Source organism: Streptomyces sp. NPDC052042 (genome assembly GCF_044548345.1).
GTDB lineage: Bacteria > Actinomycetota > Actinomycetes > Streptomycetales > Streptomycetaceae > Streptomyces.
On record NZ_JBIUBU010000018.1, the window covers coordinates 67,692 to 80,831 of the forward strand.

Annotated in this window: 11 protein-coding genes and 1 riboswitch; of the genes, 9 read left to right on the plus strand and 2 right to left on the minus strand. The window is 70.3% G+C overall.

Annotated features, from left to right (window positions below):
• Positions 1–27 precede the first annotated feature (27 nt).
• Positions 28–250: riboswitch (cobalamin riboswitch) on the plus strand.
• Between the two features lie 168 nt (positions 251–418).
• Together metE and thiI are read left to right on the plus strand one after the other, a co-directional pair.
• Positions 419–2,737, plus strand: coding sequence for a 5-methyltetrahydropteroyltriglutamate--homocysteine S-methyltransferase (gene metE, locus ACIHCL_RS25955; protein ID WP_399865297.1), 2,319 nt, complete (start codon positions 419–421; stop codon positions 2,735–2,737).
• Positions 2,738–3,196: 459 nt separating this feature from the next.
• Entirely contained in the window at positions 3,197–4,474 is a 1,278-nt protein-coding gene (thiI, locus tag ACIHCL_RS25960; protein ID WP_399865300.1) for a tRNA uracil 4-sulfurtransferase ThiI, read from the plus strand.
• A gap of 354 nt (positions 4,475–4,828) precedes the next feature.
• Here the strand turns inward: thiI and hypB are convergent, their stop codons facing one another.
• Positions 4,829–5,755 (minus strand): hydrogenase nickel incorporation protein HypB, encoded by a 927-nt coding sequence (gene hypB / locus ACIHCL_RS25965; RefSeq protein WP_399865301.1) that lies wholly within the window; start codon positions 5,753–5,755, stop codon positions 4,829–4,831.
• Between the two features lie 4 nt (positions 5,756–5,759).
• Positions 5,760–6,089: a hydrogenase maturation nickel metallochaperone HypA gene (locus ACIHCL_RS25970; RefSeq protein WP_399865302.1), complete on the minus strand. Its 330-nt coding sequence runs from the start codon at positions 6,087–6,089 to the stop codon at positions 5,760–5,762.
• Positions 6,090–6,266: 177 nt separating this feature from the next.
• Here ACIHCL_RS25970 and ACIHCL_RS25975 point away from each other — a divergent pair, with 177 nt between their 5' ends.
• The 7 genes from ACIHCL_RS25975 to ACIHCL_RS26005 are packed head-to-tail and all read left to right on the plus strand — an operon-like array spanning position 6,267 to position 13,124.
• Positions 6,267–7,322, plus strand: a complete 1,056-nt coding sequence (locus ACIHCL_RS25975; protein ID WP_399865304.1) for a hydrogenase expression protein HypE — start codon at positions 6,267–6,269, stop codon at positions 7,320–7,322.
• 60 nt (positions 7,323–7,382) lie between these two features.
• Positions 7,383–9,155 carry a nickel-dependent hydrogenase large subunit gene (locus ACIHCL_RS25980; protein ID WP_399865306.1) on the plus strand — a complete coding sequence of 591 codons (1,773 nt, stop codon included), beginning with the start codon at positions 7,383–7,385 and terminating at the stop codon, positions 9,153–9,155.
• A 1-nt stretch (position 9,156) separates the two neighbouring features.
• A complete protein-coding gene (locus ACIHCL_RS25985; protein ID WP_399865307.1) occupies positions 9,157–10,170 on the plus strand; it encodes a NifU family protein in 1,014 nt (337 codons plus the stop codon).
• Positions 10,167–10,865: a DUF5947 family protein gene (locus tag ACIHCL_RS25990; protein ID WP_399865310.1), complete on the plus strand. Its 699-nt coding sequence runs from the start codon at positions 10,167–10,169 to the stop codon at positions 10,863–10,865. Before ACIHCL_RS25985 ends, ACIHCL_RS25990 begins: the two co-directional genes overlap by 4 nt.
• Positions 10,862–11,545, plus strand: a complete 684-nt coding sequence (locus ACIHCL_RS25995; RefSeq protein ID WP_399865312.1) for a DUF6084 family protein — start codon at positions 10,862–10,864, stop codon at positions 11,543–11,545. The genes ACIHCL_RS25990 and ACIHCL_RS25995 overlap by 4 nt, the downstream gene beginning before the upstream one ends.
• Positions 11,542–13,008 (plus strand): hypothetical protein, encoded by a 1,467-nt coding sequence (locus ACIHCL_RS26000; protein ID WP_399865314.1) that lies wholly within the window; start codon positions 11,542–11,544, stop codon positions 13,006–13,008. The genes ACIHCL_RS25995 and ACIHCL_RS26000 overlap by 4 nt, the downstream gene beginning before the upstream one ends.
• The gene (locus ACIHCL_RS26005) at positions 13,005–13,124 is read left to right on the plus strand and encodes a DUF6893 family small protein (protein WP_399865316.1); all 120 of its coding nucleotides are present in this window, start codon (positions 13,005–13,007) and stop codon (positions 13,122–13,124) included. Before ACIHCL_RS26000 ends, ACIHCL_RS26005 begins: the two co-directional genes overlap by 4 nt.
• The last annotated feature ends 16 nt before the right edge of the window (positions 13,125–13,140 follow it).

Consider the following 13,140-nt stretch of genomic DNA (forward strand, 5'->3'; position numbering starts at 1 on the left):
GCGCCTTCCTCCCGTGCGACACCCCGTAAGCTGCCCGGTGCAGCTGGTTCACCCCGTCCGCCAGGCGGGGTGTCGCAAGAGGGAACCCGGTGGGAATCTGGGACTGCCCCGCAGCGGTGAGCGGGAACGACCGCCGTCATACGCACTGGACCCGATGCAGAGGGTCCGGGAAGCGACGGCCAGTAGGTGTCCTCGCACGACGAGGACGTGCCCGCGAGTCCGAAGACCTGCCAACTGCCCGCGCGCGAACGACTCGTGCGTGGACATCCCGGTGACCTCGAGGGCGGGTCGGCGTACATACCAGACGGGACGACCGTGCCTATGCCGCGCGGGGTCGTCGTGGTCAGGTTCGTCATTCCCTTCGCGCTCTCGTCCCGTCTCCGGGATCTCAGGGATTCATCTCGCGAAGGAGATCTCCGTGACAGCGAAGTCCGCAGCCGCGGCAGCACGGGCCACCGTGTACGGCTACCCCCGCCAGGGTCGGAACCGTGAACTGAAGAAGGCGATCGAGGGCTACTGGAAGGGCAGCGTCACCGCCGACGCCCTCCGTGCCACCACCGCCGAACTGCGCCGCACCAACTGGCAGCAGCTCGCCGACGCAGGCATCCATGAGGTGCCCACCGGCGACTTCTCGTACTACGACCACGTCCTCGACACCACCGTCATGGTCGGCGCGATCCCCGAACGCCACCGCGCCGCCGTCGAGACCGACGCCCTGGACGGCTACTTCGCCATGGCTCGCGGCACACAGGACGTGGCCCCGCTGGAAATGACCAAGTGGTTCGACACCAACTACCATTATCTGGTACCGGAGTTGGGGCCGCACACGGTGTTCACCGCCGATGCGTCCAAGCAGGTGGCGGAACTCGGCGAGGCTCTGGCGCTCGGCCTCGCCGCACGGCCCGTGCTCGTCGGCCCGGTCACCTACCTTCTGCTCGCCAAGCCCGCCCCGGGCGTGCCGGCGGACTTCGACCCGCTCACCCTGCTGGACCGGCTGCTCCCGGTGTACGCCGAGGTCCTCGCCGACCTGCGCGCGGCTGGTGCCGAGTGGGTGCAGCTCGACGAGCCCGCCCTCGTCCAGGACCGCACCCCGGCCGAGCTGGACGCCGCCGAACGGGCCTACCGCGGCCTCGGTGCCCTCACCGACCGGCCGAAGCTGCTGGTCGCCTCCTACTTCGACCGGCTCGGCGAGGCACTGCCCGTGCTCGCGAAGGCCCCGGTCGACGGGCTGGCGCTGGACTTCACCGAGCGGGCGTCCGCCAATCTGGACGCGCTCGCCGCCGTCGGCGGACTGCCCGGCAAGCGCCTGATCGCCGGTGTCGTCAACGGCCGCAACATCTGGGTCAACGACCTGTCCGCGTCACTGACCACACTCGGCACCCTCCTGGGGCTGGCCGACCGGGTCGACGTGTCGGCCTCCTGCTCTCTCCTCCACGTGCCGCTGGACACGATGGCCGAGCGGGACATCGAGCCGCAGATCCTGCGCTGGCTGGCCTTCGCCGAGCAGAAGACCGCCGAGATCGTGACCCTCGCCAAGGGCCTGGCCCAGGGCACCGGTTCGATCGCCGCCGAACTCGCCGTCAACCGCGCCGATCTGGCGTCCCGCGCCGGTTCGCCGATCACGCACGACCCGGACGTCCGGTCCCGCGAGTCGACCGTCACGGAGGCGGACGCCCGCCGTTCCCAGCCGTACGCCGAGCGGGCAGCCGCCCAGCGCGCCCACCTCGGACTGCCGCTGCTGCCGACCACGACCATCGGTTCCTTCCCCCAGACCGGTGAACTGCGCACCGCCCGCGCCGACCTGCGCACCGGACGCATCGACACGGTCGGCTACGAGGAGCGCATCAGGGCCGAGATCCAAGAAGTGATCTCCTTCCAGGAGAAGACCGGCCTGGACGTCCTCGTGCACGGCGAGGCCGAACGCAACGACATGGTCCAGTACTTCGCCGAGCGGCTCACCGGCTACCTCGCCACGCAGCACGGCTGGGTCCAGTCCTACGGCACCCGGTACGTGCGTCCGCCGATCCTGGCCGGCGACATCTCCCGCCCCGAGCCCATGACCGTGCGCTGGACGACGTACGCCCAGTCCCTCACCTCACGCCCGGTCAAGGGCATGCTCACCGGACCGGTCACCATGCTCGCCTGGTCCTTCGTCCGCGACGACCAGCCCCTCGGCGACACCGCTCGCCAGGTCGCCCTCGCCCTGCGCGACGAGGTGAACGGCCTGGAGGCGGCCGGGACTTCCGTCATCCAGGTCGACGAACCCGCACTGCGCGAGACCCTGCCCCTGCGCGCAGCCGACCGGCCGGACTACCTGGCGTGGGCCACCGAGGCGTTCCGTCTGACGACGAGCGGTGTGCGGCCGGACACCCAGATCCACACCCACATGTGCTACGCCGAATTCGGTGACATCGTCCAGGCCATCGACGACCTCGACGCCGACGTCATCAGCCTGGAGGCCGCCCGCTCCCACATGCAGGTCGCCCGCGAACTCGCCGCCCACGGCTACCCGCGCGAGGCCGGGCCGGGTGTCTACGACATCCACTCGCCCCGCGTGCCCGGCACCGAGGAGGCTGCCGCGCTGCTGCGCACCGGTCTGAAGGCGATCCCGGCCGAGCGGCTGTGGGTCAATCCCGACTGCGGCCTGAAGACCCGCGGCTGGCCCGAGACCCGCACCTCCCTGGAGAACCTCGTCACCGCCGCCCGTACGGTCCGTGAGGAGCTCTCCGGCTCCTGATGCCCGCCGCAGCGGCCGGGGAAGGGCCGTCCACGTTCCTTCCCCGGCCGGTCGACGCCGGCGCGTGCGCCGCCCCTGGTCACCGGGCCGAATCAACTGATCGTGCCGCCGGGCAGGAGAAGGTGCGAGACTTCACGCATGAGCTGCCGGAGGACCGTACCGGCTGGAACTCCGGCACTCCGGCACCTTGTACGAGCCGCTCGGACTGATGGACGACGTGGCCGTCCTCGTCCGCTACGACGCCGAAAAGACGCTGATCGACTTGGGTTATCCTGCCCGCTTCGGCGCAGAGGAGACAGAGGTCGAGCGGAGGAGACAGAGGTCGATCCGGAGATCCTGGCCGCGCCGTCCCCGGGCACCGACGAGAACCCCGACTTCTTCTCCGGCCCCGGCTCCTCCTATGTCATGGGCAGGGCGGAGGACACCACCGACGACGACTGGGATTTCTGAGAGGTTCATATGTCCGACAACCCCCGTGTGCCCGCCGCCCGGGCCTCCGCAGGCGATTCTTCGGCTTCCTACGGCCCCTGCGTGCTGCTCAAGCACGGCGAGATCTTCCTCAAGGGCCACAACCGCCACCGCTTCACCAAGCAGCTGCACGACAACCTCCGGGTCGCGCTGCACGGTGTCGGTGGCTCGACGTGGATCAAGCTGGCCCAGAACGTCACCGTGCTGGGCGGCCAGGTTCCGCAGGAGGCGCTGGTGGAGCGGGCCCGGCGGGTCATCGGTTTCAATTCCGTCGCGCCGGCCGTGCGGGTGCCCAGCACGCTGGACACCATCACCGCGGCGGCAGTCGACGCCCTCGGTTCGGTGTGCGGCAAGCGCCCGGTGCGCTTCGCCGTACGGGTGCGGCGGCGGGACAAGAAGTTCCCGCTGACCTCGTCCCGGATGGAGGCGTACCTGGGGGCTCGTGTCCTGGAGGCCGTGGCCGGCCTGTCCGTCGACCTCACCGCACCCGACGTCACCCTCGCCGTCGAGATCGACCGCAAGGAGACGTATCTGTCCTGGGAACGGTATCCGGGGCTGGGCGGGCTGCCCGTGGGCTCCAGCGGCCGGGCCCTGGTGCTGCTCTCCGGCGGTTACGACTCGCCCGTCGCCGCCCACCGGGCCATGCGGCGGGGTCTGGCGTGCGACTTCGTTCACTTCAGCGGCGCCCCATACACGAACCCGTCGTCGGTGTACAAGGCGTACGCGCTGGCCCGCGAGCTGAATCGCTACCAGCAGCCCGGCGATCTGCACGTGGTGGCGCTCGGCAAGGCCCAGAAACAGCTCGCCGTGGCGGGCGCCGGGCGGCTCCAGGTCGTCGCCCAGCGGCGGCTGATGGTCCGCACCGCCTCGGCACTCGCCGTCCGCACCGGCGCCCAGGCGCTGGTGACGGGCGACAGTCTGGGGCAGGTGGCGAGCCAGACGCTGGCCAACCTGGCCGCGGTGGACGAGGCGGCGACGCTGCCCGTGCTGCGACCGCTGATCGGCTGGGACAAGCAGGAGATCATCGACGAGGCCCGGTCGATCGGCACCGCCGAGATCTCGGTCCTCCCCGACGAGGACTGCTGCAGCCTGCTCGCCCCGCCCCGCGTGAGCACCCGGGCCCGGCTGCCCGAGCTGCGGACGGTGGAGCGGCGCCTCGACCTGGACGAGGTGGTCGAGGCACTGCTCGGGGCGGCCCGGGTGCTGCGGCCCGGCCAGGACGACCAGGAGGAGCCGACGACCGTCGGCAGCTGCCCGGCACCCGCCTGACCCCCCTCCTCTCGTTCCACGGTCCTCCCGACACGACCGCCTCCGGCACCGGCCGCCGGCGGGGGTGGTCGTGGCGGGCCAGGAGTGGATGAGCGCGCTGTGGACCAGCTGCTCGGTGATGTGGGCGGTCCAGCCGGTGATGCGGCTCATCATGTGGAGCGGGGCGAAGACGGGGGTGCCGAAGCCCGTGATCTTCCGCTCGGCGACCTGCGCCCCGTCCGGCCGCTGCTCGGCCTGCCGCGGGGGGCGTCCCGAACAGAGGCGCACGGGCGTCACCTCCCGGCCGTCCACCGCCGGCGCGCCCGTGCCCGTGCCCGACGGCCGGGCCGCCCGGCCCCGACCCCGGCCTCCGGTTCATCCCGGATGGTGCGCCCGCTCGTCCAGCCAGTCGTACCAGCCCGACAGTCCCTCTCCGGTGGTCGCGGAGACCTGGAGCGTCTTGAGGTTCGGACGGACGGATCTGGCGTGCTTCTCGCATTGATCGGGATCGAAGTCGACATAGGGGAGCAGGTCGATCTTGTTGATGATCATGAGATCCGCGACCGCGAACATGTGGGGGTACTTGATGGGCTTGTCCGTGCCCTCCGTGACCGAGATGATCACGACCCTGCTGCGCTCGCCGAGGTCGAAGAGGGCGGGGCAGACCAGATTGCCCACGTTCTCGACCAGGAGCAGCGATCCTGCCGGTGGGGCGAGGGTGGTGAGCGCGCCGCGCACCATCTCCGCGTCGAGGTGGCATCCGGCACCGGTGTTGATCTGCACGACGGAGCCGCCCGCGCCTCCGATCCGCTCGGCGTCGAGCGTCGTCTCCTGATCTCCCTCGATCACCGCGACCGGACGACCGCGGCCGGTCAGGACCCTGATGGTGCGTTCGAGCAGAGTGGTCTTACCGGCGCCGGGTGAGCTCATCATGTTCACCGCCACGATGTCCCGTTCGGCGAGCCACGCGCGGTTGAGCGCGGCCAGGTCCTCGTTCTTGGCGAGCACTTTCTGTTCGAGCGTGATGGTCTCGCCGTCCCCGGCCACCCCGTCGACGGCCGGGGCGGGCACGGAATCCCGCATGACAGAGTCGCCGTCGAGACCGCCGCCGGACACCCGGGTGTGGCCGTGTCCGCCGTGGTCGTGCCCGGCGTGGTCGTGCCCGTCGTGGCCGTGCCCGGCGTGGTCGTGTTCGTGACCGTGCCCGCCGTGCGGGTGTCCGGGCGGCCGGGTGAATCCGGTGATCCGGGGGCCGCCGCCGCCCTGGCCACCACCGTCCGCGCAACCGCAGGTACCGCACATGCCGTCAGCCCACTCTCATGGAAACGATCTGCAATTCCCGGCCCGACGTGACGTCCACGTCGGAACTTCCGCACGGACACAGCAATACAAGATCGTCCAGGGGGAAGTCGTTCTCACACGCCCGACAGTGCGCCCTTCCGGGCCTGTGGTCGATCTCCAGGAGCGCACCTTCCGCGACCGTGCCCGAGGCGGTCAGGTCGAAACAGAACCGCATCGCGTCGGGCACCACGGCGGTCAGTACTCCCACGCGGACCCTGACGGCCCGCACGGGCCTTCCGCCGGCGCGCTCGCACACCGCGTCCACAATTCCCTGAGTGATTGACAGTTCATGCATTTCCGCCCCGTTCCAGAGTTCACTCGCATGGATGCGGCCACGAAGTGGGAATGGTCCGGCTTCGAATAATCTCGCGTTGACAGACCATCTCGAATGCCTCTAGATGGTAACGATCCGCATGACATCACACCCATCATTTTTGACACCGGGAGATTCGACACCGGAAGGCAGCGGGTTATGCCGACAGAAGCAGCGGTAAAGGCGGAGAACACCCTCATCCACGTACTGTGGATCAACGCAGGACTGGGCTGCGACGGCGATTCGGTCGCTCTGACCGCCGCCTCGCAGCCCAGCATCGAGGAAATCGCGCTGGGGGCACTTCCCGGCCTTCCCCGGATCGCCGTGCACTGGCCGCTCATCGATTACGAGTGCGGCCCCCAGGGAGGCGCCGACGACTTCCTGGAGTGGTTCTTCAAGGCCGATCGCGGCGAACTGGACCCGTTCGTCCTGGTCGTCGAGGGCTCGATCCCCAACGAGCGTCTGCACGACGAGGGGTACTGGGCGGGCTTCGGCAGCGATCCCGCCACCGGTCAGCCGGTGACCACCAGCGAATGGCTCGACCGCCTGGCCCCCAAGGCCACCGCGATCGTCGCGGCCGGAACCTGTGCCACCTACGGCGGCATCCACGCCATGGCGGGCAACCCCACCGGCGCCATGGGGGTTCCGGACTACCTGGGCTGGGACTGGAAGTCCCGGGCCGGAGTGCCGATCGTGTGCGTCCCGGGCTGCCCCATCCAGCCGGACAACCTGTCGGAGACGCTCACCTATCTGCTCTACATGGCCACCGACCAAGCCCCGATGATCCCCCTCGACGAGGCGCTGCGTCCGGTCTGGCTGTTCGGCCAGACGGTGCACGAGGGGTGCGACCGGGCCGGCTACTACGAGCAGGGTGATTTCGCGACGGAATACGGCACACCCGAATGCATCGTAAAACTCGGCTGCTGGGGTCCCGCCGTGAAATGCAATGTTCCCAAGCGGGGCTGGATGAATGGGATCGGCGGCTGCCCCAATGTCGGTGGGATCTGCATCGGCTGCACCATGCCGGGATTCCCCGACAAATTCATGCCGTTCATGGACGAGCCTCCGGGAGCCCGACTCTCCTCACGGGCCGTGAGGCCGTACGGCTCGACGATGCGGCGGCTGCGGAGCATCACCACGCACACGCTGGACCGCGAGCCGAAGTGGCGAAAGCGCGGCAAGAGACTGACGACCGGGGCCACACGCACCTGGTGACCGCACATGCATGACCCGGCTCAGCCGGAAAAGCACCGATACGGAAGAAGAGGCGGCCCCATGACGGCGATCAGCCAGGGCAAGGACGAACTGGTGGAGATGGCGTGGGACCCCATCACCCGGATCGTCGGAAGTCTGGGCATCTACACGAAGATCGACTTCAAGCAGAAGACCGTTGCCGAGTGCCACAGCACCAGTTCGATCTTCCGTGGCTACTCGGTCTTCATGAAGGGCAAGGACCCGCGCGACGCCCACTTCATCACGAGTCGCATCTGCGGAATCTGCGGCGACAACCACGCCACCTGTTCCTGCTACACGCAGAACATGGCGTACGGGGTGAAGCCGCCGCACCTCGGCGAGTGGATCGTGAATCTCGGCGAGGCCGCCGAGTACATGTTCGACCACAATATCTTCCAGGAGAACCTGGTCGGGGTCGACTACTGCGAGAAGATGGTCGCCGAGACCAATCCAGGCGTGCTCGAACAGGCCAATCGGACGCCTTCCCCGCACGCGGGCGACCACGGCTACCGGACCATCGGCGACATCATGCGCTCGCTGAACCCCTTCACCGGGGAGTTCTACCGCGAGGCCCTCCAGATCAGCCGCATGACCCGCGAGATGTTCTGCCTGATGGAGGGGCGGCACGTGCACCCCTCCACGCTCTACCCGGGCGGGGTGGGCACGGTGGCGACCGTCCAGCTCATGACGGACTACATGACCCGGCTCCAGCGGTACGTGGAGTTCATGAAGAAGGTCGTGCCCATGCACGACGACCTCTTCGACTTCTTCTACGAGGCACTGCCCGGGTACGAACAGGTCGGCAACCGCCGTGTCCTCCTGGGGTGCTGGGGCTCCTTCCAGGACCCGGAGCACTGCAACTTCTCGTACGGCGACATGAGTTCCTGGGGCCGGAAGATGTTCGTGACCCCCGGGATCGTCGTCGACGGGAAGCTCGTCACCACCGACCTGGTGGACATCAACCTCGGCATCCGCATCCTGCTCGGTTCCTCGTACTACCAGGACTGGGAGGAGCAGGAGATGTTCGTGACGCACGATCCGCTCGGCAACCCGGTCGACCGGCGCCATCCCTGGAACCAGCACACCAACCCGCAGCCGCAGAAGCGCGACCTGGACGGCAAGTACAGCTGGGTCATGTCGCCGCGCTGGTTCGACGGCAAGGACCATCTCGCGCTCGACACCGGCGGCGGGCCGCTCGCCCGGCTCTGGACCACCGCGCTGGCGGGGCTGGTGGACATCGGTTACGTCCGGGCCACCGGCAGCAGCGTGAAGATCAACCTTCCCAAGACGGCGCTCAAGGGTCCCGTCGAGCTGGAGTGGCATATCCCCCGGTGGAGCAACACCATCGAGCGCAACCGGGCACGCACCTACTTCCAGGCGTACGCCGCCGCCTGTGCGCTGCACTTCGCCGAGAAGGCGCTCGTGGAGATCCGGGCCGGCCGCACCCGGACGTGGGAGCGGTTCGAAGTGCCGGAGGAGGGCATCGGCTGCGGTTTCACCGAGGCCGTGCGCGGGGTGCTCTCGCACCACATGGTGATCAGGGACGGCAAGATCGCCAACTACCATCCGTACCCGCCGACTCCATGGAACGCGAGCCCGCGCGACGCCTTCGGAACGCCCGGCCCCTACGAGGACGCGGTGCAGGGCCAGCCGATCTTCGAGGAGAACGACCGGGAGAACTTCAAGGGCATCGACATCATGCGCACGGTGCGCAGCTTCGACCCCTGTCTGCCGTGCGGCGTGCACATGTACCTCGGCAAGGGCAAGAAGCTGGAACTGCTGCACTCCCCCACCCAGTCCGCGGGCAGTGAGTGACATGGCGCAGCGGCAGGCGGCCGGAATCCCGTCCCCCGGGACCGGACGGACGACCGGCGAGGAGGCCTGGCGGACGACCGGTGAGCGCGTCGAGAGCCTGATCTCCGCGAGCGCGGCGGGCGGCTCCGCCGCCCGTGAGCGCAGCGAAGAACTCGTCCGGCTCGTCACCGACTTCTACGGCGCCGGCCTGGAGCGGCTGCTCGACCTCGTCCACGAGCACGGTGGGCTGGACGACGCGGTCCTGTCCTCCCTCGCCGGCGACGACCTCGTGGCCGGCATGCTCCTGGTGCACGGGCTGCACCCGTACGGCGTGGCGGACCGGGTCGAGAGCGCGCTGGAGAGCGTGCGCCCGTACCTCGGCTCGCACGGAGGCGACGTCGAACTGCTCGGCGTCACGGAGGAGGGAGCGGTACGGCTGCGGCTGCTGGGCACCTGCGACGGCTGCCCGTCCTCCTCCGCCACGCTCGCACTCGCCGTGCGCGGCGCGGTCGAGGCGGCGGCGCCGGAGATCACCGCGATCGAGGTCGAGCCCGCGACCGCCGGGGATCCCGCGCCGGGCGCCTCCGCGGCACCGGAGTCGCTGGTACCGGTGGACTCCCTGTACTCCCGGCTGCGTGAAGCCGGCCCGTCCGATGGGGACGCCGACGGGGCGGGCGCGATCTGGGAGCCGGTGCCGGATCTGACCACCCTGGGCCCCGGCGAGGTCCGGCGCCTGAGTGCGGGCGGATTCCCCCTGGTGGCCTGCCGGATCGGCTCCGAGCTGTTCGCGTTCCGCGACCGGTGCGCACGGTGCGGGCAGCCCCTGGAGGGCGCGACCCTGGCACGGCGCCTGGGCGGCGGAGGGGGTGACGGGGTCCTGCGGTGTTCCGGCTGTCGCGCCCACTACGACGTGCGGCGGGCCGGCGTCTGCCTCGATGCGGACGCCGACGGGGCGCACCTGGATCCGCTGCCACTGCTGGCCGAGGGCGCCTCGGCCTCGGTCGCCGTGCCGTCCGCGCCCGTGGCCGCCCCGTGAGCGCGCCCGCGGGACGTGTCGGTTCCCCGGTCGCCGCCCTGCTCCGGATCAGCCGTGACCGGCCCGCACCGGTCGTCGGCAAGTGCTGCGACATGTGCGCCGTACCGGTCGGCGACGAACACCGGCACGTGGTGGACCTGGAGAGCCGTGCCCTGATGTGCTGCTGCCGGGCGTGCCATCTGCTGTTCGCGGGCGAGGGGGCACGGCAGCGCTACCGTTCGGTCCCCGACCGGTATCTGCGCTTCGAGGAGCTGCCGCCGGACGCGCGGGCGTGGGACGCGTTGCAGATTCCGGTGGGCCTGGCCTTCCTGTTCCGCAACTCCGCCCAGGACCGTACCGTCGCCTTCTACCCCGGCCCGGCCGGGGCCACTGAGTCCGAGCTTCCGCTGGACGCCTGGGCCGCTCTGGTGGAGGCCGCCCCCGGGTTGGCGACGGCGCGTCCCGACGTCGAGGCACTGCTCGTCCGTCGGACCGGCGGGGGCGGCCGTGAGGACGTGACCTCGTGTCACCTGGTGCCGATCGACGCCTGTTACGAACTCGTCGGACGGCTGCGCACGCTGTGGCGCGGCTTCGACGGCGGCCGGGAGGCGCACGCCGCGCTGGACGCCTTCTTCGAGCGGGCCGACGCCCGCAGCAGACCCGTGAGCGCGCGGCGAGCGGCCTCGCGGTCGCCGGGAACGGGTGGTCCCCCATGAACCGCCCCGCGTCCGGCGGAATGGAGTTCTCGGTGCGCGACGTCGTGGCCGAGCCGTACACGGCGGCGCCGCAGCTGACCGCGCGGCTGAGGATCGAGGACGGTACGGGCGAGCGGATCCACGCGATGGTGCTGCACTGCCAGGTCCGCATCGAGCCCCGGCGCCGACCCTACGGTCGTGCCGAACAGGAGGGTCTCAGGGGGCTGTTCGGCGGGCGGGAGCGCTGGCCGGAGACCCTGCGCCCGTTCCTGTGGATGCAGTGCGACACGACGGTGCAGGGGTTCACCGGCTCCACCGAGACGGACCTCGCCCTGCCCTGCAGCTACGACTTCGATGTCGTCGGCTCGCGCTATCTGCACGCGTTGGAGGACGGCTCGGTGCCGATCAGCCTCCTCTTCTCCGGTACGGTCTTCACCGGTTCGGGCGGCCGTGCCGGTTTCGGTGTGCGGCAGGTGCCCTGGGACTGCGAGGCGCGCTACCGGCTGCCGGTCGACGTGTGGCGGCAGCTGATCTCGTTCCACTTCCCCCGCTCCGGCTGGATCAGACTGGAACACGACGTGCTCGCCGACGTCGCCGGTTTCCGGGCCCGGCGCGGGCTGATCAGCTGGGACGAGACGGTCCGTACGTTGCTGTCCGAAGCGGACGGCGCCGCCGACGATCTCGATGAGGTGATCCGGTGACCCGATCGGCTCGCACCGCTCCGGCGGATCCCGATCCCGTGCGTCGGATCGCCGACGCGGTGCTGTACGAGGGCTATCTGCTGTACCCGTACCGCGCCGGTTCCCCGAAGAACCGGTCCCGCTGGCAGTTCGGCGTTCTCGGGCCGCCCTCCGCGGCGCCCGGGAGCTTCGCCGAGGACCCCGGCATGGCGATGGAATGCCTGCTCTCCGTCCCGCCCGGCTCCTCGGCCGGGGCGGGGGTGACGGTCCGGCTGCGCTTCCTCCAGCACCAGGTGCGCCAGGTGGGCAGGCGCCTGCCGGACGGCGGCCATGTCGACGTCGATGAACTCACGGTGGACGGTGTGTCGTTCCTGAGCTGGGACGAAGCGGTCGAACGGGAGATCGACCCGGGACCGGTACCGCTCGCCGGACCCACCGACCGCGTGTTCTCGGTCCCCGGCGGCGAGGAGAGCGAACCGCTCACGGACACGAGCGGGATGACGGTCGGTCGGATCGTCCGGCGTCGCGAGCCGCTGAGCGGAAGGATCCGGGCCCGTACGACCGAGGACGACGGATTCCTGCGCCTCACGGTATCGGTGGACAACGAGTACACCGGGGCGGCCGCCGACAAGCGGTCCGCGATCCACGCCTCCCTGCTCGGCACGCACCTGCTGCTCCGGGCAAGTCACGGCGCGGAGTTCGTCTCCCTGCGCGAGCCCCCGCGGGAGGCGGCGCCCGCCGCGTCCCGGTGCGCCCAGCGCAGGTGCTGGCCGGTCCTGGCGGGGCCGAAGGGCTCCGCGGACACCGTCATCGGCGCGCCGATCATCCTCTACGACCATCCGGAGATCGCCGAGCGGAGTCCGGGCGCCCTGTTCGACTCCACCGAGATCGACGAACTCCTGACACTCCGAGTCATGACCATGACGGAAGAGGAGAAGGCGGTGGCCCGTGCCACCGATCCCCGCGCCCGCGAGATCGTCGACCGCTGCGACACGATGACTCCGGAGGACCTGGGGCTGCTGCACGGACTGCTCCGGGACCCCGGGGCCCCGCCCGCCTCCGAGGCGGGCGCCGCGGACGGGGCCGGGGAACGGCGGGATGCCGGGCCGGACGGTCTCCCGGCCGACGACGTCCCCTGGTGGGGCCCCGCAGCCGATGCCGACGTCTCGCCGGAGTCCGACGCCGTCGTGATCGACGGGGTGCGCGTCGCCAGGGGGAGTCTGGTGCGGGTACGCCCCACCCGCCGCGCCGACGCCCAGGACCTCTTCTTCGCCGGCCGGGTGGCGCGGGTGACGGCCGTGCTGCGCGATGTCGACGGCGGAACGCACGTGTCCCTCGTCCTGCTCGACGACCCGGCGGCCGACCTGCACGACTGGTACGGCCGCTCCTTCTGTTTCGCCCCCGACGAAGTGGAGCCGCTGCCCGACGGCGGTCCCGGACGGGGCGCCCCCGATCCAACGGCCCAAAAGGAGAGCCCATCGTGAAGTCGCTCGGAATGGTCACCACGGGGGTGGTCGCCACCCTCGCGGTGGTCGCCGTCGTCATCGGCGTGCGATCGATCCCCGACATCCGCAGATATCTCAGAATGCGCTCCATGTGAGCCCGCCGCGCACCGA

What these genes read in the sequence shown, in the direction of transcription:
- thiI (WP_399865300.1), top strand. Translation starts at nt 3,197, where the DNA reads ATGTCCGACAACCCCCGTGTGCCCGCCGCCCGGGCCTCCGCAGGCGAT.
- hypB (WP_399865301.1), bottom strand. Translation starts at nt 5,755, where the DNA reads ATGTGCGGTACCTGCGGTTGCGCGGACGGTGGTGGCCAGGGCGGCGGC.
- ACIHCL_RS25970 (WP_399865302.1), bottom strand. Translation starts at nt 6,089, where the DNA reads ATGCATGAACTGTCAATCACTCAGGGAATTGTGGACGCGGTGTGCGAG.
- ACIHCL_RS25975 (WP_399865304.1), top strand. Translation starts at nt 6,267, where the DNA reads ATGCCGACAGAAGCAGCGGTAAAGGCGGAGAACACCCTCATCCACGTA.
- ACIHCL_RS25980 (WP_399865306.1), top strand. Translation starts at nt 7,383, where the DNA reads ATGACGGCGATCAGCCAGGGCAAGGACGAACTGGTGGAGATGGCGTGG.
- ACIHCL_RS25985 (WP_399865307.1), top strand. Translation starts at nt 9,157, where the DNA reads ATGGCGCAGCGGCAGGCGGCCGGAATCCCGTCCCCCGGGACCGGACGG.
- ACIHCL_RS25995 (WP_399865312.1), top strand. Translation starts at nt 10,862, where the DNA reads ATGAACCGCCCCGCGTCCGGCGGAATGGAGTTCTCGGTGCGCGACGTC.